Annotated in this window: 17 protein-coding genes and 1 tRNA gene; 6 read left to right on the forward strand and 12 right to left on the reverse strand. The window is 55.3% G+C overall.

The genetic code is table 11. The features are described from left to right. Positions 1–195: 195 nt before the first annotated feature. From Pan97_RS14615 to Pan97_RS14635, 5 genes are all read right to left on the reverse strand, one after another. Entirely contained in the window at positions 196–1,206 is a 1,011-nt protein-coding gene (locus Pan97_RS14615; protein WP_144973737.1) for a hypothetical protein, read from the reverse strand. 573 nt (positions 1,207–1,779) lie between these two features. Beyond that, entirely contained in the window at positions 1,780–2,802 is a 1,023-nt protein-coding gene (locus Pan97_RS14620; protein ID WP_144973739.1) for a hypothetical protein, read from the reverse strand. Positions 2,803–2,882: 80 nt separating this feature from the next. After that, complete coding sequence (locus Pan97_RS14625) at positions 2,883–3,284, reverse strand: hypothetical protein (protein ID WP_144973740.1); 402 nt, start codon at positions 3,282–3,284, stop codon at positions 2,883–2,885. 217 nt (positions 3,285–3,501) lie between these two features. Then, complete coding sequence (locus Pan97_RS14630) at positions 3,502–4,476, reverse strand: hypothetical protein (RefSeq protein WP_144973742.1); 975 nt, start codon at positions 4,474–4,476, stop codon at positions 3,502–3,504. A gap of 784 nt (positions 4,477–5,260) precedes the next feature. Further along, positions 5,261–5,334: transfer RNA gene (locus tag Pan97_RS14635), tRNA-Met, on the reverse strand. A 260-nt stretch (positions 5,335–5,594) separates the two neighbouring features. On the opposite strand from Pan97_RS14635, the gene Pan97_RS14640 reads away from it, so the two are divergent. Beyond that, complete coding sequence (locus tag Pan97_RS14640; protein ID WP_144973744.1) at positions 5,595–8,120, forward strand: tetratricopeptide repeat protein; 2,526 nt, start codon at positions 5,595–5,597, stop codon at positions 8,118–8,120. A gap of 5 nt (positions 8,121–8,125) precedes the next feature. Here the strand turns inward: Pan97_RS14640 and Pan97_RS14645 are convergent, their stop codons facing one another. Further along, positions 8,126–8,623 carry a DinB family protein gene (locus tag Pan97_RS14645; protein WP_144973746.1) on the reverse strand — a complete coding sequence of 166 codons (498 nt, stop codon included), beginning with the start codon at positions 8,621–8,623 and terminating at the stop codon, positions 8,126–8,128. A gap of 202 nt (positions 8,624–8,825) precedes the next feature. Between Pan97_RS14645 and Pan97_RS14650 the strand changes: the two genes are divergently transcribed. The 4 genes from Pan97_RS14650 (at position 8,826) to Pan97_RS14665 (ending at position 13,420) form a co-directional block, all read left to right on the forward strand. Beyond that, complete coding sequence (locus Pan97_RS14650) at positions 8,826–9,929, forward strand: glucose 1-dehydrogenase (protein WP_144973748.1); 1,104 nt, start codon at positions 8,826–8,828, stop codon at positions 9,927–9,929. Between the two features lie 215 nt (positions 9,930–10,144). Next, a complete protein-coding gene (locus tag Pan97_RS14655; RefSeq protein WP_144973750.1) occupies positions 10,145–12,328 on the forward strand; it encodes an FdhF/YdeP family oxidoreductase in 2,184 nt (727 codons plus the stop codon). 104 nt (positions 12,329–12,432) lie between these two features. Further along, entirely contained in the window at positions 12,433–12,879 is a 447-nt protein-coding gene (locus tag Pan97_RS14660; RefSeq protein WP_144973752.1) for a MarR family winged helix-turn-helix transcriptional regulator, read from the forward strand. A 22-nt stretch (positions 12,880–12,901) separates the two neighbouring features. Further along, entirely contained in the window at positions 12,902–13,420 is a 519-nt protein-coding gene (locus Pan97_RS14665; protein ID WP_144973753.1) for a DinB family protein, read from the forward strand. Here Pan97_RS14665 and Pan97_RS14670 read toward each other — a convergent pair. The 6 genes from Pan97_RS14670 to map all read right to left on the reverse strand — a co-directional run bounded on the left by Pan97_RS14670 (position 13,417) and on the right by map (position 20,269). Further along, a complete protein-coding gene (locus Pan97_RS14670; RefSeq protein WP_144973755.1) occupies positions 13,417–14,079 on the reverse strand; it encodes a metal-dependent transcriptional regulator in 663 nt (220 codons plus the stop codon). The two genes, Pan97_RS14665 and Pan97_RS14670, sit on opposite strands and share 4 nt — an antisense overlap. An 86-nt stretch (positions 14,080–14,165) precedes the next feature. After that, entirely contained in the window at positions 14,166–16,097 is a 1,932-nt protein-coding gene (gene cysN / locus Pan97_RS14675; protein ID WP_144973757.1) for a sulfate adenylyltransferase subunit CysN, read from the reverse strand. A gap of 125 nt (positions 16,098–16,222) precedes the next feature. Then, positions 16,223–17,131, reverse strand: a complete 909-nt coding sequence (gene cysD / locus Pan97_RS14680; RefSeq protein ID WP_144973759.1) for a sulfate adenylyltransferase subunit CysD — start codon at positions 17,129–17,131, stop codon at positions 16,223–16,225. Positions 17,132–17,302: 171 nt separating this feature from the next. Next, positions 17,303–17,968 (reverse strand): 16S rRNA (guanine(527)-N(7))-methyltransferase RsmG, encoded by a 666-nt coding sequence (gene rsmG, locus Pan97_RS14685; RefSeq protein ID WP_144973761.1) that lies wholly within the window; start codon positions 17,966–17,968, stop codon positions 17,303–17,305. A 111-nt stretch (positions 17,969–18,079) separates the two neighbouring features. Next, positions 18,080–19,372, reverse strand: a complete 1,293-nt coding sequence (locus Pan97_RS14690; protein WP_144973763.1) for an SH3 domain-containing protein — start codon at positions 19,370–19,372, stop codon at positions 18,080–18,082. A gap of 99 nt (positions 19,373–19,471) precedes the next feature. Continuing rightward, a complete protein-coding gene (gene map / locus Pan97_RS14695) occupies positions 19,472–20,269 on the reverse strand; it encodes a type I methionyl aminopeptidase (protein ID WP_144973765.1) in 798 nt (265 codons plus the stop codon). A gap of 322 nt (positions 20,270–20,591) precedes the next feature. Here map and leuS point away from each other — a divergent pair, with 322 nt between their 5' ends. Beyond that, positions 20,592–23,426, forward strand: coding sequence for a leucine--tRNA ligase (gene leuS / locus Pan97_RS14700; protein WP_144973767.1), 2,835 nt, complete (start codon positions 20,592–20,594; stop codon positions 23,424–23,426). The last annotated feature ends 99 nt before the right edge of the window (positions 23,427–23,525 follow it).

The raw sequence follows: 23,525 nt of genomic DNA on the forward strand, positions 1-23,525 counted from the left end.
GATTCTCGGGCCTCCCGCTCATCTTTCGGGCTCCAAACGTGTGGAGCCTGTCACCGTGCCAATAGTGCCAATAGTGCCAATAGTGCCAAACGTGCCATTTTCCAAACCTGGGGAAAAGTCCGTTTTTCCCGGGCTATAGCTAGATACACCCCCTAAAGGTGTTGTGAATCAGTACGGTGATCGAGCCACCGCGTGTCACTCCTCATCTTCGAAGTGGTGAAGGTGGTCATCCAGGTCTAATTCTGGGACTGGGTCCTCCCATTCCATCCAGCTTTTATCTCGAAACTCGGGGGATCGAATGCCTATCAAACCCGAATAGCGTTCTTCAATCGCTTGGATGACCGGTCGAACGTTGGCAGGATCGGCAAACCAATAGACTTCCTCGGCGTTATAGCTGAAGTGTTCCGGCCCGAAATAGATTCCGCCATGCTGCTTGGCTACCTCATCGACGTACTGACGGGCTTCCTCGCTTTCGGACGCCTCCAAACGTGTGAACTCGAAAGAGGGCGTCTGAGCGAATAGCGAGTACCAAGCTATAATCCGGCCTGTCTCGGAATGTCGAGACATGAACTCACGGCAAACTTGGTTCGCTGCTTCAATCGTCTGGAACTCGGCAACAACTTCAAACGTGCGGAGGAACTCGGGAGACTCGGCTAGTTGCGTTTCGTTGCCGTCCTCGTCGATGGTCAGATGATCCCCAAAATCGACTTGGGGAGAACGCTCCTCAGATTTAATGATGCCTCCGGCATCCTGGCAGAGCTTCACTAGGTCCCGAGACGCTTGCTCAAAAGCGGGATCGGGGAAAGCTTCATCCAAAAGCCGAGCACACTTGGAACGTCGCGTAAGTTCGATGTCTGCGGGCAGATCGCTGCCAACGTAGTTAAGAATCGAGAACTCCCGAACGATGCGAGAACGCTCTTGCTGCTCCTCCAGCACTTCCTCTTGGAGTCCTTCCCCCATGTCTTCCAGCAATGCCTCAAAGTGACTCGCCAAGTCAAACAAGCACTGTAGACGGGCTTTCTTCCAAACGTCGTCAGAGCCCACAATTTGACCTTCTCGCTTGAGTCGGTCGAACTCATCCCAGATAGCCCGCTTCACCTCCCGTTCTGCTACCTCGGAAAGCTTCTCGGCAATTTCCGGCCCCATCGACCGAACGTGTTGAGAGATGCTCTCTTGAAATTCATCGGGGGAAATTACGTTAGCCATTTTTCACTGACTCCTGACAAAGTTCAAAGTTACTCGCTACAAAGCTGGGACAGTTTACAAAGTGGTTCGATTTCCTCAAAATGCCCGAGTGGCCGATTTCAACAGATCGGCCCCAGCAAGCCGTATCAGAGCCAAACCGGGAGAAAGGCAAATGAGTGAGGGTGATTTCATAGACGATCTCTCCGAAGAGGATGAGGCTATTCTCGATGACATCTGGGAGGAGCTTCGGGGCGAACCTAAGTAGCCATGCCTGGCTGTAATGTTTCCGGATGTTTTAGGGGTGTGGCCGGCGTATCTTCCTCTCCTCTTCGTAAAGGGAATTCCCTCTCCCCAAAAACATCCCCTTCACCCGATAGGGCAATCGCGTACGCGGTTGCCGTTCCAGATTCCTTATCCCGTTCCATTCCATATCAGGTTTAGTTCCTTATAGTTGTGCCAATTTGGACCATGAATTGATTTTGCAGTGCCAATATGGACCGTGAATCGTTTTTTGTTGTGCCAATTTGGACCGTGAATTTTGGACTCCAAACGTGCGGAGTTGTTGTGCCAATATGGACCGTGAAAGCATGGGATTTATTTCATCTTCGGCTTATAGGCGAACGGCTCGGGGAAGCTCTCAATTGTTGCCTTGATAGTTGACCCCTCGGGGGCGAGTGCCGAGAACTCCCGCCCCAGTCGGTTCACAACGTCCCGGAAGGTGAGACGGCCCTCGGATTCGCAAACCACCTCCCGAACGTATGAGAGGGCGAAATCAAGCTGCCTGCGGGATGTCTCGTAGATCGACCAAGCGTCAAGCACACTGCCCGTAGTTGGCTCGGTTCCGAACCGTTCGAAGTGCGACTCCCGCCAAACGGCTAGGATCGCTTGCCCGATGTCCTCCCGCTCTTGTCGGGAGTTGGGGAAGTCGTACCGGTTGCTAGGATCACTGACGCAATAGTTTCCCCGCTTCATCGGTGCCCGCTTAACCTCCCCGATGTCAGCAATGAGCGACGATGCACGCTTCCAAGTCGTAGCCGTTCCGCCAATGTTGGCAGTGATCGTATCGAACGAGTCGACACAATAGCCCGCTTTATGGCCCATGCGGAAACGGTAGTAGGCAAGCAGAACTAGCGGGGTAGCTAGGTTGTTATCGTTCATCCCGGCATGGCGGGAGAACCAGATTTTCGGGAGGAGAAGAAAGTTCTCGTCTGATCCCGCTTTGAAGAGCTTCCGAATCTCTGGGGCTAGTCGAATCTTGGCGGGGGATCGACGGCTTACCCGCTCGATTGTGATTGCCCCCGCTTCCTTCAATTCGGCTAGGTGACGCTTGAACGTGCGGGGACGAATACAAGCGTGCTTGGCTATGTTGTCTTGGGCAAAGTTGGTCGATCCTTTTGAACGCAACTCTGGGACGTTCCAGAGGGCGGCTAAAGCATGCGTACGCTTGACGCCAATTGCCCGAAGCAAAGCCCAAGGAAGAACGAGAGAACCGTCTTCCTCGGGATAGTCGGGAAGATAGCGGGAGGCAATCCGTAGATCGACCGTCTTATACCACCCGCAATCATAGACAAGCTGCTTTGAGTTATAAGGTTCTATTGGTATAATATGCGAGTCCATTTTGCCTCTCTCCCAGTGGTAAGAAATTCCTGGTGGACATGCCCGTAGCTACTGCAAATAGCTGCGGGCTCTTTTTTTGGTTAGCCGATAAACTTGCCAGACGTAGCGTATCGAATTGCTTGGGCTTGCTCTTCAAGTTGCTTGTTTAGCTCTCTGGCGACGAAATCAGAATCATCGATTCTGGGAGCTTGCTCGATTGCCTCGATACGCTGATATCGTTCAACCATGTTCAAATCATCCCATGTTTTACCGGGTGATTCGACGGCAACGACTTGTTGAGCCCTTTGACGTTGCCGAGCAAATTTGAGCATTCGGCATACTGTCGGCTGATTGAGAGGAGCACCGGTAGAAGTCCGTATTCCTTCATCGTTGAGCACCCTAGCTGCTTCCGCCTGGGTGTAGCCTTGGTCGATCAATTCCAAAAGGCGGGGGAAAGCGTGCTCGTAAACCGCCAAGAACCGCAAGCTATTACCTTCGGGCATATCACCTCTCCTTATAACATTGCTATCGGACTATCAGTCAACCAGGGTATTATACGGCTAGCGTATCCCATGTCAATTCTTCAGGACTTCCGAAACAACAGATACGCACTTTCTTAATTATTCCGGACTCGGAAAAATATCCTATCCAACCGTGAGGACAAACAAAAAAGCCCGGGAGCTAACCGGGCTTAAGAAGGGGTAAAGTTGCGGGGAGGGTTCAAAACCCGAAGAGACTTTCTAGCTTGTCGGTCTCGATAAACAACTCCCGAAAGTGTCTTTCGACATAAGCTCGCTTCATGCCGCCCTCAGAATGAGCCAGAAACAACTCGGTTAGATCGGGCCGGACCTTCTCTATCTCGTTCGCTGCAGTCTTTCTCAGGTGCTTGAAACTTCGCTTTTCGTCAGCAAGCCAATTCTTAATTAGTCGTTCCCGCTCGGCTCGTCGCTCTTCCTGAATCTCTCGCCACTGCTCCATTGAGATATCACCGTTGACCCCTTCCCGCTTGAGAGAAAACGTCTCAGGGTATCGGCTTTCAAGCTCTACCTTAGCAAGCTGTCTCTTTGCCCGAGTAAAGGCAAGCCGAATTGCGTCATTCGTTGCGAGCTTGCCGTTTTCGTTTACGGTTTCAGCGTAGAGCGGTGCTCCATTGTTGCCAGTGAGTATTGGCCCGTCTGCTTGGCAATTCCCAAGCTTCATAAGTAGCTTTAGGCTAGACGGCCAAAGTCTTGCCTTGCCATAGACCCCAGTCTTATTTCTCGCACGGGTAACGATTCCCGTTTCCCAGTCGATCATATCGGGCTCTAGAGTTGCTATGTCCTTCTGGGTGTACCCAAGATTGAGTGCCAACATGATGAATAACCGAGTCCGGATAGGCGAATTCTCGGACAGCTTCCGAACGTCTGACACCTCCCAGAATATCGGCTTGGGTTTGTCGAGCTTCACACGCCCGTAGGTTTTCAGGTCCTTGGGCAGTTCTGCCAGAATGTTTTGATCAACCAACCAATGCAGCCACTTTGAAACGGCGTCGAGTCTTTTCTTAAGGGTTGCCTTGCTGATTCGGTATTGGGGGTTTTCGTGGTCGATGAATTCCCATTGCTTGTCTCGGTAGAGATTGAGCATCGACGGGGATATCTGGTCGATGAAAACAACCGTTGGATAGTTCGCAATGATGAAGTTGCGGAAGACTTCCAACTTTGCCCGATCTTCGGACCATTGCTTAAGTGAAAGCTCTCCCCGCTCGGCTTGGGCTTTCCGCTGATCTAGCCACGATTGAGCCAAGGTCCCTATTCGTCGCTCTCCAGTGTACGGAACAGTTTTCCCGTTGGTTATCAATAGCTCGGGGTGAAGCGATGCCCCAATCCCAAACGATTCAATCCAATCCGGCGTATCGTCATAGCGTGCGGGAGTCGGTTCGATCTCTTCCCGTTTCGGTGCGGAAGAGATGGCAACGTTCGATTGTTGCCCGTTTGGTGCTTCCGGCATGGGTGGAAAGTAAGCGGGGGCAGAGACAACAACCTGATTCTCAGGAATGAGTGCCCCGGTCCTGGTGTACGGATCGGGACCTAGCCCGTCGATGCTTGCTTTCAAACGCTCCCATTCTCTCAAGGCAGCTTCGTATCCTTCCCGATCTCGCTTGCCGTTTGTCTCGGTTTTCAAATAGTACGTTCGGCCTAGGTATCGCTTTCTCCATTTCCCAGCGTTTGGAACCCAAGTGAGTTGATACTTAAATGGCATGACTTTTCCCTCAAAATTTCCGACTTGTGGGGGCCGGTGAGGGCAAGATTGTAGAGGGACTCCGGGTTTACTCCTAATGGCCGAAAGCCCGATCTCAACAGATCGAACATGACCATCGGGTACACCTAGGGAACACCAAAGGAACAGTTAGGGAACACTTTGGGTTCAAAGCACGAAAAAACCGGACGAATCACTCCTCGCCCGGTTTGACGTAAACTCTTGCTGAGAAACAGCTTAGAAGTAGCGGCAGAGGGACTCGAACCCCCGACACGCGGATTATGATTCCGCTGCTCTAACCAACTGAGCTATGCCGCCATGGGAACTCTAGACATTAAGATTTCCCGTTAGGTTCGTCAACGGGGGAAACATCTTGTCTGCGGTAAACTTCGTGCGGAAAACACGGATCATTGGTATAGATGGAATAGGTCGACCTAATGGCTCAGTTGGGCTGTCGATTTGGGGGAATTGTTTGATAAGTGACTCGGCATGTTCCCTTCTCGGGGACACACTCGTAATAATGGTATGTTTCCTGCCGCACTTATCACGAAATAAGATCATCTCTTCCCCCATCATCCATGTCATCACGCAAGCAAAAACGCAAGCAATCGCCCGCCGCTTCCAAGACCATTCCTCGCTCGGTACTTCTGGCCGGTGGAAGTTTGATTTTCATTCTCCTGGCGGTCTCTCTGGTCACGGCCGATTGGTATTACGCGATGCCGTCGGACACCAAGCTGACCTACGTGGGACGCAACTCGTGTATCGAATGCCATCAGTCCGAGCACGCCAAATGGGAAGGCTCGTACCATGATCTGGCGATGGATCTGGCGACCGAAGAGACCGTCCTGGCCGATTTTGACGGGCAAGAGATCGAACACTACGGCATCACGTCGAAAATGTTCCGCCGCGACGGCAAGTACATGATCAACACCGAAGGCCCCGACGGCGAGCTAAAAGATTTTGAGATCAAGTACGTCTTCGGCGTGAGCCCTTTGCAGCAGTACATGGTTGAAATCGAACCCCCGACGCCTGGCTCGGAAGAAGGCTCGATTGGCCGCGTCCAGGTGCTTCGTGTTTCGTGGGATACCGAGAAGAAACAATGGTTCTATCTCTCGCCGCCAGACGTGCACGAAAAGCTGGAAGTTGACGATCCGCTGCACTGGACAGGCCGCACGCAGAATTGGAATCACTATTGTGCCGACTGTCATTCGACCAATTTGAAGAAGAACCACGACCTGGCAACCGATACGTTCCACACTACGTTTTCTGAAATCGATGTCAGCTGCGAGACGTGTCACGGGCCTGGCAGCGCGCATGTGAAGCTCGCCAAGTCGACCAGCCTGTTCTGGGATCGCAACCTCGGTTATGGTCTCAAGAAGCTGAAGGGGGATACGACCGAGGCTCAGCTCAACCAGGTCGAAACGTGCGGCACGTGTCATTCGCGCCGCCAGGTGATCTGCCCCGACTATCAGCGCGGCGACAACTACTACGACCAGTACAGCAACGAGCTGATTTCCGAGCACACCTACTACTGCGACGGTCAGATCATGGACGAGGACTACGTCTATGGTTCGTTCCTGCAAAGCAAGATGTTCCACAAAGGGATCCGCTGCACCGACTGCCACGATCCTCACTCGACCAAGATCAAGTTTGAAGGGAACCTGCTCTGCACGTCATGCCACCAGCATCCCGCAGGCAAGTACGACACGCCAGCTCACCACTTCCACAAGACTGGCTCAACCGGGGCTTCCTGTGTCGAGTGCCACATGCCGGAAACGACCTACATGGAAGTTGATCCGCGGCGCGACCATAGCATCCGTATTCCCCGCCCTGATCTTTCGGTCAACTTAGGGACACCCAACGCATGCACCAAGTGCCATCTCGACAAGGCTGAGCTTCCCACCGAAGAGCATCCCGAGGCGAAACGTTACGACCAATGGATGGCCTTGGCCCGCGGCGGCGATGAAAAGGTTCGCGAGGCGCTAGCCAAAGTCGACAAGTGGGCACTGGATGCGGTCGACCAGTGGTATCGCGAATCCTCGAAGATTCCCAAGGGAGAGCACTTCGCGTACAAACTGAGTAAGGCTTGGGACAACCATCCCAATGCCGGCAAAGACTTGATCGAGTTGGTTCGCGACACGCAGCAGCCAGGCATCGTCCGGGCCAGCGGCATGATGTATCTGGCCAATTACTTGAACGAGGATGGTGTGCGGACCGCACTGCGGTACCTATCCGACGACGACCCCCAGGTGCGTATCGCCGCGATTGAAACATTACGTGACCTGCCGGCCGTGGCCCCGGACGTTCAGGGCCAGGTGCTGGATGCCCTGCTCACGCGTTTGACCGATGAAGATCGCGCCGTGCGGACGGAAGCGGCCTGGTCGCTGGCCAATCAAGATGCTGAAGCACTGCGTCTGCGTGGCAAGAGCGAGGCTTTCCAAAAGGCATTGAACGAAGCGATCGTCCAACTCGAACGCGATAGTGATCAGCCGTCAGCGCATCTCTCTTTGGGTGTGCTCTACGAACGCATGGGAGACGTCGCCAAGGCAGAAAAAGCGTACCGCACCGCCATTCGCATCGGACCGAACTTCACCGGACCGCGTTCCAATCTGATCAGCTTGTTGCAACAGCGACAAGACATGGAAGAGCAGCGGATGCGGCAGTTGGTCGTCCAGGGCAACCGCCCTGCGGCGGAAGAAATGACGACTGACCTCGCCAAACGAGCTGTCGAGATTGCTCGCTTCCGCCTGGAAGAACTCGACAACTTGAAACGCGACGTCAGCCAGCAGCCGGACTTCGCTCCGCTGCAGTATCAGTTCGGATCGGCCCTTTACCTGGCCGCGCGGAATACGACACCAGACAGTGCCGCCCCGTTCTACGATGAAGCATTCGACGCCTACGAAAAGGCGAAAGAGCTGGAACCGAACAGCGTGCAGTACGCCTACATGTTCGCCCTGATTTCGCAGTACCTCGAACGCTGGGACGAAGCCGATCAGGCCATCGCCGACCTGCTGGAACTCGATCCCAACAACCCGGACTTCCGCGGTTTGAAGCAGCAGATCGACGCTCGGTATTCACCGCGACAGGCACAGCAGCGGCAATAGACGTATTAAGCGGAACTAACGCGTCGCTGCACGATCTCTAAGTGATGCCGCACATGCCCCACGCAGCAGCGGCCTAGATTCCGCACGGTCCACTGATATCCGCTGGCGGTCCCTTCGCGTTCGAAGGCCTCTTCGGGCAGCGTGCGAAACAGCTCGACCGTCGCTTGCCGTACCAAGTTCAGTTCTTGTACCAGCTCTTCATACGGTCGATCGTTAAAGTTGGCCGTCAACATGTAGGCATCTTGATCGAAACCGGGCAGTGGCGTGGCGTCCCCTCGTGCAAACCTTAACGCTCGATAGGCGAATACACGTTCGGTATCGCTCAAGTGTCCGACGACCTCTTTAATGGTCCACTGATACGGGGGATGGACGATGCACGCTTGGTCTTCCGAAACCAGCTGGAATTTGGGGAGTTCCTGCTCGTGTTGAATCTGGAGTGCGATCTCGCAGTTCTGCTCAGGAGCCAGGTCCAGGTAACGCTGAAAGGGTGCAGGTTCCGTCATAATTCCCCCGAAAAGTAGAGTTACTTTGATGCCAACCAACTAAGATGCAGGACAATTTGACAGCGTACAAAGTTCACTAACGGAATTGAACTTCATGTGGTCGCCCCGATTCCTCTAAGGTGGGCATTATGGTAAATTACGCTGCTTTAACGCAAAAACGCGTCCAACCATTCACCCTACTATCCTGAAGAGTCGGCTCCTTATGAAGGCGATTGCGGTTAACCCCGGGACCCCCAACAGCGTTCATCTTCGTGATATTCCTGAACCTTCCCTCGATCAGTTCCCCAACGGAAAGGGCGTGCTGGTGAAGGTGCTTAAAGTTGGGGTCGATGCGACCGACAAAGAAATTAACGAAGCCCTCTACGGCAACGCCCCTCCAGGGGACGAATTCATGGTCATCGGTCACGAGTCGTTCGGCATCGTCGAAGCGGTCGGCGAAAACGTCACACGCTTCAAGCCAGGCGACTACGTTACCGCTACGGTTCGTCGTCCCGGTGGTTCGATCTACGATAAGATCGGCACCTACGACATGACCAGCGAGGAAACCTACTACGAACGCGGCATCAACCTGCTGCATGGTTACCTCACCGAGAAGTTTGTCGACGAAGAAGACTACATCATTCGCGTCCCGCAGGGTCTGACGCACCTGCACGTTCTGATGGAGCCGATGAGCTGCGCCGCCAAGGCCGTTCATCAAGCGTACGAAGTGCAGCGTCGCATGAAAGTCTGGAGCCCGAAGGTGGCCTGGGTGATGGGCGCCGGTCAGATTGGCTTGCTCACCACGCTTTGCCTCCGTCTTCGCGGTCTGCAGGTCAGCACGATTGCCCGTTCCCCCGGCCCGCATCTCAAGCAAGAGATCACCGAAGGGATGGAAGCCAACTACGTCAGCACCAAGACCACCGACCTGGACGAACTGGTCAAACAGACCGGCCGACCGGACGTCATCGTCGACGCCACGGGTAGCAGTATCATTGCTTTCGAGAGCATGAAGTACCTGGGCCTGAACGGTGTGTTGGTCTTCACCAGCGTTACCGGCGACAGTGACAAGCACGAACTGCCTACCTCGAAGATCAACCTGGAATGGGTGTTGGGCAATAAGCTGCTCTTGGGTAGCGTGAACGCCAACCGCGACCACTTCGAGATGGGGATCAAGGATCTGGCCCTGGGCGAAATGATGTACCCTGGCGTCGTGGAAAAGATTCTGACCAACCCGGTTAATGGCTTGGACAATTACGCCGAAATGATGCGACTGCTTGTCGAGGACAATTCGGCGCTGAAGGTTTACGTGAACGTCGCTTCCGAATAACCGCCTATTCGATCATTGAAAACAAGGCCCGTCATGAGGTCTGGGAAGTCGGCGAGCAACATAACAATTGCTCGCCTTTGCCCCCGACGATCATACGGGCCTGAGATTTGCGCATCGACATTTCGCAATTCGCCCGATCTGCTAGAATGGTAATTCTCAGGAGAATATCGAAAGAATTGCTCCTTGCCCTTCTTACTCATTCAGGATGACCCGATATGAAAAAGCCAACCAGTGGCGGCGGCTGGCAAGCGATCCGATACACCTTTCAGAAAGCGCGCGAGGCGGGCGGCTATTGGAAGTTTTGGAAAGCCATGCGGAGTAAGAACGCGTGCAAGACGTGCGCCCTGGGCATGGGCGGCCAAAAGGGAGGCATGGTCAACGAGCAAGGCTCGTTCCCGGAAGTCTGCAAAAAGTCGATGCAGGCCATGGCCGCCGACATGCAAGGTGGGATTCCCGAAGACTTCTGGAAGAATTATAGCATCCCCCAGCTGAAGAAGTTCACTCCCTATCAGATGGAGCACGCCGGTCGCCTGACGCAGCCGATGCTGTGGGAGGAAGGGCAGCAGAACTATCGTCCGATCTCTTGGGAAGATGCCCTGGGCCGCGTGATCAACAAGCTGAAGTCGCTCGCCGCCGACGAAACCTTCTGGTACTTCAGTGGCCGCAGCAGCATGGAGGCCGGCTTTCTGCTGCAGCTATTTGCGCGCCTGTATGGCACCAATAACGTCAACAATTGCAGCTACTACTGTCATCAGGCCAGTGGCGTTGGGCTGGCAAGTACCGTCGGCAGTGGCACGGCGACGATCGTACTGGAAGACGTTGAGCACGCCGACCTGGTGTTCTTGATCGGCGGCAACCCGGCCAGCAATCACCCGCGGTTGATGTCGACGCTCAAACAAGTTCGCCGCCGCGGTGGCGAGGTGATCGTCATCAATCCGGTCATTGAAACCGGCCTGGTCAACTTCCGCGTGCCGAGCGATCCGATCAGCCTGCTATTCGGTACGAAGATCGCGACGCTCTACGTTCAGCCAGACATTGGAGGCGACCTCGCCCTGCTCTACGGCATCGCCAAGCGGGTCCTGGAACTAGGTGGACAAGACCAGGAGTTCCTCGATAACCACTGCGAGAACACGGCCGAGTGGATCGACTTCCTGCAGCAGCTTCCCTGGGAAGAAATCGAAGCGAAGTCCGGCGTGGGCAAGCTTCAGGTCGAGGATATTGCCCAACGTTACATCAAAGCCAAACGCGTCATCTTCAGCTGGACGATGGGTATCACGCATCATGCGCACGGTGTGAATAACGTTCAGGCGATTGCCGGTCTGGCCGCGATGCGCGGAATGGTCGGAAAACCTGGTTGCGGCCTGATGCCCATTCGCGGGCATTCCAACGTGCAAGGGATTGGCTCGGTCGGTGTTACTCCCACGCTCAAGCAAGCCATCTTCGATGGTCTCGAAAAGGAATACGGCGTTCAGCTCCCCACCACGCCAGGGCTCGATACGCTCGGATGCATGGAGGATGCTCACGCCGGCAAACTGAAGATGGGCCTCTGCCTGGGTGGCAACCTTTACGGCAGCAATCCCGATCTGGCATTTGCCGCGGAGTCGATCCAACGCCTTGAAACGATGGTCTACCTCAGCACGACGCTCAACACCGGTCACGCGCATGGCCTGGCCAAGGAAACGATCATTCTGCCGGTGTTGGCCCGTGACGAAGAGCCTTACCCATCGACGCAGGAATCGATGTTCAACTACGTTCGCATGTCGGAAGGAGGACCACGACGCTTGGAAGGCCCGCGGGGTGAGGTCGATGTGATTGCTTCGATCGGCGAAGGGGTTCTCGAGAATCGCACGCCGATCGATTGGAAGTCGATGCAAGATACGAACAAAATTCGTGCCGCCCTGGCCAAGGTCGTGCCTGGCTTTGAAAAGATCGCCGACATCGACAAAACCAAAAAGGAATTCCAGATCGACGGGCGAACCTTCCACACACCCCAGTTCCCCACGCCTAGCGGACGCTTGATTCTGCACCATCACGAGATCCCCGAACTGAAAGGGACCGGAGAAAACGAACTTCGGTTGATGACCGTGCGGAGTGAGGGACAGTTCAACACGGTGGTGTACGAGGAATATGATGTTTACCGTGGCATCGACCGCCGCGACGTCATCGTGCTTCATCCCGACGACTGCAAGCGTCTCGGCGTAACAGCCGGGCAAAAGGTAACGATCCAGTCAAGCATTGGCCAGATTGATGGTTTCGTCGTCCACGAGTTTACCGATATCAAGCCTGGAAACGCCCTGATGTATTACCCCGAGGCCAACACCCTTGTTTCCCGCACGGCAGATCCCCAGTCGAAGACACCAGCGTTCAAGGGAGTCGTCGTCACGGTGCGTCCCACCTAGTCTGGCGCTAGTTTGAAACCTTCCCCGTTGATTTGCTTTTACCCCGCATTCGCCCATCGCTAGAATGGTGGGTGCGCGGCATCCTCTTTTTAAATATCTTCCGAATGAATTGGAAAAAGGACGATCTGCTCTGCTTTCATCTGGGCGTGGCGATGCGAAAAATTTCGCGAATTTACGCCGAAGGTTTGGCAGCGTACGAAGTCACCCCAGCCCAGTTGTTTATGCTTTCTTGCCTGGCTTGTCGTAACGGACAAAAGCCAAGCGAATTGGCCGAAGAGGTCCAATTGGATGCCAGCAGCATGACCGGCCTGCTTGATCGCACCGAGAAAGCGAAGCTTATTCGCCGCATGCGCGATCCAGCCGATCGACGCGCTCTCCGGATCTACCTGACGCCACAGGGGAAAGAAACCGTGGAGCAACTCAAGCCCGTCATCATGAAGTTACAGGAAAAAGTTCACGAGGACTTCTTCGGCGGTTACAGCGACGAGCAAGTTGCGTGTTTCTTGGAAATACTCCGGAGTGCAGGCTCTTCCCTAGATCGTCCCAGCTAGTCCCAATCCCAGGAGAGACATCATGTCCATGATTGAGCGTCTACAACATCAACTTGAATCGGCCCGCGGCTTTACGACACGAATCCTGGCCGACTTTCAGAAAACTGAAGACTGGGTGGCGCAGATCTGCAATCAAAGCAACCATGCCCTATGGTTTATTGGTCATATGGCCACGACCGATAACTTCTTTATCTCGCTTTTGGCCCCCGAGAAGGCCGTGGCGAAAGAGCACTACCAAGAGATGTTCGGTCTCGGCTCGACACCCTCACCCAAACTGGAAGATTATCCCCCGGTTGAAGAAGTGCGCGGCTACATGGACGAGCGCCGCAAAGTGCTTCTCGAGATTCTCGCATCGCTCAGTGACGACGACCTGGCTAAGAAAACGCCGGATGGCACCCCTGACTTCCTGGCTGACTATGGCCAGGTATTCGAGACCGCTATCTGGCACGAAGGTTTACATAGCGGTCAGCTAACCATGGTCCGCCGCTCGCTGGGGCATCAACCGGCCATGACGCCGCCACCGAGCACGCCGGGGGTTTAACTAACCGCCGTCACCATCAACTTTTCGGCCGCTTCCAACCCCAATGCCGTGATGCGGCCTTCGATTTCGATGGTGACGATCCCCGCTTCGGCTCGACTGGTAAGCAACTTGGCTTCGCAGCCTGGCTGCAGCGATTCTTCGCTCAGGTAGCGTAAGAACTCCGAGCTCTGATCCATCACGCGCACCAGCCGAAACGACTTGCCAGGCTCCCACTGGGTGAGCTTGACGCCTTGCTCGGTGCGAATCTTGCCATCCGCCGTAGGAATAGGGTCACCGTGAGGATCGGACGAAGGGTACCCCAGAAACTGATCGATGCGGTCGACCAGAAAATCGCTGACGGCATGTTCCATATTCTCGGCCTCTTCGTGGACTTCGTCCCAGGCAAGGTCGAGCGTGTGAACTAAGAACAGTTCAATCAATCGGTGGCGACGCAGCACACGTAGCGCCAGCTTGCGGCCACTCTCGGTTAGGCGAACCCCTTCGTACTTGGTGTACGATGCCAGACCGGTCTCGCTGAGGGTTTTCAGCATGCTGGTGACGGTGCCGGGCGAAACTTGCAGGGCGATCGCAATTTCACCGGTCGAGGCCGCCTTTTCCGGTGTCTGAAGCGCGATCTGATAGATCGCTTTGACATAGTTTTCAATCGTCAGGCTGGGCATGAGGGTCGGCTCCGGAGGTATCAAGGCACCGGAATTTTAGACGGTTCACACCAAGGCGACAATCTGTGGAATCCCGCGCCGCGGCCTTAGTCGATCAACCCGCGCGATTGCAGCAGTTCGTAGATCTTGTCGACGCACTCGTCTACGCTTAGCTCGTGCGTGGGAAGTACCAGGTCGGCACTCTCAGGGACTTCATATTCGTAGCTGACCCCCGGGAAGTTGGCGATCTCGCCGCTGTCGGCTTTGGCGTACATGCCGGAGTCTTCTCGCTGACGGCAAACTTCGATCGGAGCCGAAAGGTAAACGGTCAGGAATCGATCGGTACCAACCACTTCGCTGGCTCGCTGGCGAACTTCGGCGTTTGGTGCCAGGAAGGCCGCGATGCAGAGCATGCCCGAATCGTTCAGCATTCGGGCAATCTCGCTGCCGCGACGCAGATTCTCGCTGCGCTGCTCGGCCGTGTACCCCAGATCCTTACTGATACCGCGGCGCAGGTTTTGCCCGTCGAGCACGACGCTCGTCTTGCCTTCGTCGAACAGACGACGCTCCAGAGCGTAAGCGATCGTCGTCTTGCCGGCACCGGTCAAACCGGTCAGCAGCACGGTCGCCGGCTTCTGACCGAAGCGGGCCGCTCGCTCGTCGGCGGAAACGTTCCCCTTGGTGCTCTGCAAGGTCTCGTCCCCTTCGACGTCCCACAGCTCGTCGGTGTCGCTGGCATCGCGATCGATGATCATACCGGCACCCACGGTACGATTGGACATGTAGTCGATCAGAATGAACGCCCCGGTCGTCTTGTTTTTCGCGTACGGATCGAAGCAAACCGGTTGATTCAGTTTGATGCTGCAGCGGCCGATTTCGTTGAGCTTGAGGGCCGGCGTGTCTTCGCGATGGAGTGTATTCACGTCGACGTTGTAGCGAATCCGCGAAACGGTCCCATTCATCATCTTGGTGGTGTGTTTAACGAAGTACTGCTTGCCAGGCACCAGCGGTTCTTCGGACATCCAAACCACCATCGCGTCGAACTTGCTGTCGACTTTCGGACGGTTCCCAGGACGTACGATGACGTCACCACGACTGCAGTCGATTTCATCCTCGAAAGTCAGTGTGACCGACATCGGCGGATAGGCTTCTTCGACGTCGCCATCCATCGTGACGATGCGTTTCACCTTGCTGGTCTTCTTGGACGGAAGGACCATGACTTCTTCGCCGGGGCGAATCGTGCCTGAGGCGACGGTGCCGCAGAAACCACGGAAGTTCAGGTCGGGCCGGTTGACCAGTTGCACCGGGAAGCGGAAGTCTTGCAGGTTGCGGTCGGAACCGATGTACAGGTTCTCGAGCATGTGCATCAGCGTGGCACCTTCGTACCATGGCATCTTCGCACTCTTCTCGACCAGGTTGTCCCCTTTGAGGGCCGAGAGTGGAATGAAGTGAACGTCGTCGGCCGACATCTTCGCGGCAAAGTCGATGTAATCTTGCTTGATCTTCTCGAACACTTCCTGGCTGTAGTCGACCAGGTCCATCTTGTTGATGGCGACCACAATGTGGCGAATCCCCAGCAGCGACGTGATGAAGCTATGCCGCTTGGTTTGGGTCAGTACTCCTTGGCGAGCATCAATCAGAATGATGGCCAAGTCGGCGGTCGAAGCGCCAGTAGCCATGTTGCGGGTATATTGCTCGTGCCCTGGAGTATCGGCAACGATGAACTTTCGCTTGGCGGTCGAGAAGTAACGATAGGCCACGTCGATCGTGATGCCCTGCTCGCGTTCCTCTTTCAGACCATCGGTCAACAAGGCCGGGTCGATCTCGCCGCCGACCGTACCGTGCGTGGCCGATTCCTTTTCGATCGCCGCCAACTGATCTTCGTACGCCGCTTTCGATTCGATTAAAAGCTTGCCTAGCAGCGTGCTCTTCCCGTCGTCGACGCTGCCGCACGTCAAAAACCGCAGCAGTTCCTTCTTCTCGTGTTGAGCGAGATAAGCGTGAATGTCGGTCGCGATCAGGTCAGATTTGTGAGACATGAGTCTAGTTTTCAGTGTTCAGTGTTCGGTTTTCAGTAGGATTTGCGGTCCAGCCTTCACAACGATTCAGTCTTCTTCTCTTTGCTGAAAACTGAAAACTGAAAACTGAACACTCGCCTCGAGCGTTAGAAGTAACCCTCTTCCTTCTTTTTCTGCATCGAGGCGCCCTGATCTTTGTCGATTGCGCGTCCTTGGCGTTCGGACGTCGTGGTCAGAAGCATTTCCTGAATGATTTCGGGAAGCGTGTCGGCCTCCGATTCCACGGCACCGGTCAGCGGATAGCAGCCGAGCGTGCGGAACCGAACCATTTTCTCTTCCACCTTTTCGCCTGGCTGAAGGTTGATGCGGTCGTCGTCAACCATGATCCACATATCGTTTCGCCAAACGACGGGGCGTTTGGCCGAGTAGTACAACGGCACGATCGGAATCTTTTCCAAGTGGATGTACTGCCAGACGTCGAGTTCCGTCCAGTTGGAAAGAGGAAACACGCGAATGCTTTCCCCTTTGTTCACCTTGGTGTTGTACAGGTTCCACAACTCGGGACGCTGATTTTTTGGGTCCCAGCGGTGGTTCTTATCACGGAACGAGAAAACTCGTTCCTTGGCTCGCGACTTCTCTTCATCGCGGCGAGCACCACCGAATGCAGCGTCAAACTTGTACTTGTCGAGTGCCTGCTTCAGCGAGACCGTCTTCATCAAGTCGGTGTGACGGACACTGTCCTCGAACGGATCGATGCCGACTTTCTTGCCTTCTTCGTTGATGTGCACGATCAAATCGAGTCCCAGTTCCTTGCGAGCGTAATCCTCGCGGAACTGAATCATTTCCTTGAACTTCCACGTCGTATCGACATGCATCAAGGGAAACGGTGGCTTTGCCGGGTAGAAGGCCTTCAACGCCAGCTGAACCATGACGGAAGAATCTTTTCCGACGGAATACAACATCACCGGGTTCTCAAACTCGACCGCGACCTCGCGGATGATGTGGATGCTCTCTGCTTCCAGCTGTTTGAGATGCGTAATCTGATAACCGGACATCAATCAATCGCTGTGGGTTGAAGTTAGGTAGCTTGGCCATTTTGCGTGGGGCCAACTAACGCTGGGGGCGGTTTCTCTCTACTGCCTGGGGAAGCCAGGAGAGAATCGTCTGATTATACGGGTCGTAACTCATATCAACAACGACACTAATCGGCCGTAAGTTGAACGGGCTTAAGGCTCTTTGCGGCCTTTCGGCCAAACTTTCACGATCACGCTGGGGTGATCATTGCCGGGCGTCTCGTATTCGTGGGCGTTGCGGATCTCAACTCCCTTAGTCACACCATGATGACGGGCTTCTTTCACTTCTTCGAGCCAACGGCCACCCTTGATCGTCAACAGTCGGCCAGCAGCCAGCCAATGCCCATCCAACCACGTCAGCAGTTTCTTCATCGGCGCAACGGCGCGACACACGACGGCGTCGAAGCTGAGGTCTTCCAGGATCTCTTCCGCTCGATTGTGGTAAACGGGAACCTCCAGGTCGAGCTGTTCAACGATGGCTTGCATCGCGTGAGCCTTCTTGCCCACCGAATCACACAGCGTGACACGAACGTCAGGACGAAGGATCGCGATCACAATGCCAGGCACTCCCCCGCCACTTCCCATGTCGAGGATTTCTTCATTCGGCTTCAACTGCCCTGCCAATGCCAGGCTGTCGATCAGATCACGGGCGACGAACTTGTCGTAGTCGGTATGCCGCGTGAGATTCAGCGACTTGTTGATCTCCCAAAGCGCGTCGATGTACCGCTGAAGTTGGTCGCGGATTTCAGCGGGCAGCGGGGCCCCATACTTCTGCAGGGCATCTTCAAGAGTGGCGCTGGGGGAACCGTCTTCGCTCATGCTGGCTTTCAGTGAGAATTCGTCAAGCAGACAGACCGAAACCAAATGGCCTGTCAATTCCCACTATTTGACCATGATTCGCCCATTTGGGCCATGACACTCATCGCAAAGCTACTTCTTTTCGTGCCGTGACAGCACCACAATTCGGTGCGCCGTCAGATGCTGCTTTGTGTATTGGTCCAGCGGAGAAATCTGCCCGTAAATACCGACCTGCATCCGGGCATATCGTCGTAAGTTCAGCCCTGGCGAAGGACTGACGAACTGCAGTACGTTCCCCTGAGCGTCGGTCAACGCGAACGGCGGCGTGTATTGATTCGGATTTCGGGTGGACGAGGCCCGCGTAATGACCGGCATCAGCCACCCTTTGCCATCGTAGCGTGGGTCGACGCCATCTTTTTTGAACGAAGCGGCCGGGTCGGTCGAGGGCTCGACTTCTCCCAGCTCGTCATCACCGACCAAGGGGGATCTCAGCGGAAGGGATACATTAGCCATCGCTTCCTTCGCCGCTAGTTTGCGCTCGTACAGATCGTTGAATTGCTCGATTTTCTCCAGCAGCAATCGGGCCTTACCCCGCTCCAGCGGCGTTTCCCCTTCGACAATGAGGCGTTTGGCCTGATCTTTCAGCGGCTTGAAATTCCACTCTTCCACTGGCTTGATGCATTCGCGGCTGACGTGTAATTCAAGCTCGATCAGGTTCAAACTGGTGCCGGGACCGATTTCATCCAGTGGTTGAAGCTCGCCGGTGATGGTCGCGCCCGGCTTGTCGGCTTCTTCGTCGAACGAAACCGGCCGAACGACGCTCAGCTTCTGCTCGTTCTCTTTCCAAAACTGGTCATCCTGAATCGACTCGGCCATGGCGGCCGAATCGACGGTTGGTCCCTGCGGGCGCGGCTGAATGCCGATCGCTTCGACGAAATGCTTGTTGATCCAACGAAACTCTCCGGCAGGAGGCGCAATGCGATAGAAGGCTTCCTTCTTGCCGGTCTCAGGGTCGCGAAGTTCGACGATTCCCAGCACTTCCAGCGGTTCGTCCTGGTCGAGCTTCACGTGCGTAATATGGTGCTGGTCGCTGATTTGACTACCCACGAAAGCGGGTGCATCGGCCGTCCGCACATAAGCAATTCGGCGGTCGTCACCGTATGAAAGGTCTTCGGCCCGGACCAGGCTGAACTCGCTTTCGGTAGGGCGAATGGCCAGCCAGCCGCCGACATCTTCGCGGTAGACATCCACGACCGTATTCTTTTCGAGGTAGGCCGTCGGATAGTAGTTCTGGCCCGGACCGCTGCGTGTAAAGACCTGCGCGGTGGTCACACGCCCTTTGTAAGGCTCACCGGCCAAAGCCGTCGAAGCGCAAGGCCAAATGCCAGCCAGCATCAGCAAGCAAAGTGGTCGAAAAGAGAACATAGCCGGATCCCTCAGGCAAGAACTTGAGTCATTGCCCGAGGAATTACCAAAAAAGCACCGTCGCCGGCAAGATTAATTTCAGTGCTATCGCGGCACGATTTAGAACTTATGTCCCTTCTGCGGACCATCTTTCGTCACCGAAAGGATCTCAGGACCGTTCTCGGTCATGAGGATCGTGTGCTCGAACTGGGCGCTCAGGCTGCGGTCGCGGGTACGGACCGTCCAACCATCGGTTGGATCGAGCAGAGTGGCCGCACCACCGATGTTGATCATCGGCTCGATCGTGAAGCAGACGCCTGGCAGCAGGCGAACCGAATGGGCGGCACGTGTCGGGACGTGAGGAATCGACGGATCTTGGTGGAAACGGCGTCCGAGCCCATGACCGACGAATTCTTCGACAACCCCAAAGTTGTATTTCTTTGCCTCTTCGACGATTACCCGGCCGATTTCCGAAACGCGGCACTCGGGGTAAATCGCGTCAATGGCCAGATACAGGCAATCGAACGCACACTGGGTAACCTGCTTCGCTTCCGGGCTTACTTCGCCAATGAGGAACGTTTCCGACTGATCGCCGTGCCAGCCGTCAACGATCGAAGTCAGGTCGACGTTGACGATGTCCCCTTCTTTCAGCTCGTACTTGTCCGGAATCCCATGGCAAATGACTTCGTTGATGCTGGTACAGCAGCTCTTAGGGAAGCCCTGGTAGTTCAAGCAAGCAGGCGTGTGACCGTGATCCAAGGTGTACTCGTGCACCATCCGATCGATGGCTTCGGTCGTGATGCCAGCTTTGACATGGGGGCGTACGAAGTCCATCAGTTGCGCGTTGAACTGACAGGCAATTCGCATTGCGTCGCGTTCGGAATCAACCAGCTGAAGATGACGTCGTCCGTGAAGCATAAGGATTCAGGGGTTTGTGTTGGGGGGGTGAAATTTTGGGAAACCAGCAGTCTACCAGGGTAATCGTCCTGGCAACATGCAATTCTCGCGAAATCCTAGTACAGATTTTACTCAGGTGGTCGATTTAGCGCGAACGTTCCGCAGAACCTAGCGGGTCCTTGAATTGTCAGTTTTCGCGAGGACCATTAGAATCGTTACCTTCGCGAGACTGCGGGAAAGCCCTATGTAACAACATTTTGCGGCGATCCCTGCCCGAAGCGCCCCAACTTATAAGCAGACCGAGCTGCGGCACCACCGCAAATTAGACAACTGGATATCACCCATGCCTCGCTACAACCCGGCCCAGATCGAACCAAAATGGCAAAAGTACTGGGACGAGAATCACACTTTCCGCACGCCCGAAATACCGCAAGGCGAAAAGCTTTATGTCTTGGATATGTTTCCTTATCCAAGTGGTGCTGGTTTGCACGTAGGACACCCGGAAGGTTACACGGCAACTGATATCGTGTGCCGTTTTGCCCGCATGAACGGCAAAAGCGTCTTGCACCCGATGGGCTTCGACTCGTTCGGCCTTCCGGCTGAAGAATACGCGATCAAGCACAACGTCCATCCGCGCGAAACGACCGAAAAGAACATCGGTGAGTTCGTCCGCCAGTTGAAGATGCTCGGCTTCAGCTACGATTGGGATCGCCAGATTGCCACCACCGACGTCGACTATTTCCGCTGGACGCAGTGGATTTTCCTCGTTCTCTTCGACACATGGTACGACCACGACGCCGGCAAAGGCCGCCCCATCGCCGAGCTTCCTATTCCAGACGATGTGAAAGCCGCTGGGGACGAAGCGATTCGCGATTATCAGGACGAGCATCGCTTGGCCTACGTCAGCGAAGCCCCGGTCAACTGGTGCCCTGAACTTGGTACCGTCTTGGCGAACGAAGAAGTGATCGACGGCAAGAGCGAACGTGGCGGCCATCCCGTTCAGCGATTGCCCCTCCGCCAGTGGATGCTCCGCATTACCGCCTACGCAAACCGACTTGAGAGCGACCTCGAATCACTCGACTGGTCTGATAGCATCAAGCAGCTTCAGCGAAACTGGATCGGCCGTAGCGTTGGTGCCGAAGTCGACTTCTTCCTCGGCACCCAGGAAGAATACACCCCTTGGGAGATTGAGCGGAAGAAACTCGGCTATCCTCGCAAGCCAGGCACCGAGGTCCTTCGCGTTTACACGACGCGCCCCGATACGCTCTTTGGGGCAACTTACATGGTCATCGCCCCGGAGCATTCGCTTGTCGGACAGTTGACCACCGCCGAGCAGGCCGACGCTGTCTACAAGTACTGTCAGGCCGCCGCGTTCAAGTCCGACTTGGAACGTACGGAACTCGCCAAAGAGAAGACAGGCGTCTTCTCTGGTTCGCATGCGATCAATCCGGTAACGGGCCAGCCGGTGCCGGTCTGGATCGCGGATTACGTCCTTGCCAGCTACGGCACGGGGGCCATTATGGCCGTTCCGGCGCACGACGATCGCGACTTCGAATTCGCTCAGAAGTTCGACATTCCCGTGATTGCCGTCGTCGATCCCGGCGACAAGTCGGACATTGACCGCGACGCGGTCCTTGCCGGCAAGGCCTGTGCGACCTTCGACGGCGTGGCGATCAACTCGGGCAAATACAACGGCATGAAGACCGGCGAGGTGAAAGCGCAGATCGCACTCGACCTCGAACAGAACGGCCTCGGCCGCGAAGCGACCAACTTCAAGCTTCGTGACTGGCTCTTCAGTCGCCAGCGTTTCTGGGGCGAGCCCTTCCCAATCCTCAAAGAGCTTGACGACAAGGGGGAACCCACCGGCAAGATCCGCGCCGTGCCTGTCGAAGAGCTTCCGGTCGACTTGCCGCAGATCGAAGACTACAAACCGATCGGCAGGCCAGAACCGCCACTTGAAAAAGCAGACGAGTCATGGCTCTATCCCGTGATCGACGGTGTGAAATACAAGCGCGAAACGAATACCATGCCTCAGTGGGCTGGCTCGTGCTGGTACTATCTTCGCTTCATCGATCCAAAGAACAACAACGTCTTTGTTGATCCCGAAAAAGAAAAGGCTTGGATGCCGATCGATCTTTACATCGGTGGTGCCGAACACGCGGTGCTTCATCTCTTGTATTCCCGCTTCTGGCACAAGGTGCTTTACGACCGTGGTTACGTCTCGACGCCGGAACCGTTTCAGAAGCTCGTCAACCAAGGGATGATCTTGGGCGAGATCGAATACATGGGCTTCCAATTGGAGGATGGCGCCTGGATCGGCAGCAACCTCGTCAAGAAGCAGGAAGATGGATCGCTCGTCGACGACAAGGGGAACCCAGTGAAGTCGGTTGCCCTTACCGAGGCGGACGTCTTCAAGAAGGGAGACGGCTTCGTCCTGGCCGCCGACAACGACATTCGGGTCGACTCTCGGGCCCATAAGATGTCGAAGAGCCGCGGCAACGTGGTCAATCCGGATGACGTCGTTCGTGATTATGGTGCCGATAGTCTTCGTCTTTACGAAATGTTCATGGGCCCTCTCGAAGCCACCAAGCCTTGGGCAATGGATGGCGTGAAGGGGGTTCGTGGGTTTCTTGATCGAGCGTGGCGCATGCTCATCGATCACAACGCGGAAGAGTTGGTCCTCAACGCGGCCATTGAAGACGTCGAGCCCACCGAAGAGCAGAACAAGATGCTCCACCGCACGCTCAAGAGCGTCACCCACGACCTCAACAACATCAGCTTCAACACGGCCATTGCCCGTTTGATGGAGTTCACCAACTTCTTCACCAAGGAGTCGACGCGGCCGAAAAAAGCGATGGAGTGGTTCGCGTTGATGCTTTCCCCCTTGGCACCCCACTTGGCCGAAGAATTTTGGCAATTATTGGGGCACGATAACACTTTGGCCTACGAGCCATGGCCACAGTTTGTCGAGTCGTACACCAAGGACAACGAGATCGAAGTACCCGTACAAATTATGGGTAAAGTTCGCGGCCGTATCACGGTTCCTGCCGACATTAAGAAGGATGATCTTGAAGCTCTCGCGAAGTCGGATGCTCGCGTTCAAGAGCTTCTCGAGGGAAAACAAATTGTCAAGACGATTGTCGTACCCGGCCGTCTTGTGAATTTCGTTGTGAAATGAACTTAGCTCCGCTGCCTGCGGTTGACGCGGCGCCAGTTACGACGGATGCTTACAAGCAATGATTTGCTTCCGTTAGACTATGTCTAATAGCGGAGGCCG

The sequence above is a fragment of the Bremerella volcania genome (assembly GCF_007748115.1).
GTDB lineage: Bacteria > Planctomycetota > Planctomycetia > Pirellulales > Pirellulaceae > Bremerella > Bremerella volcania.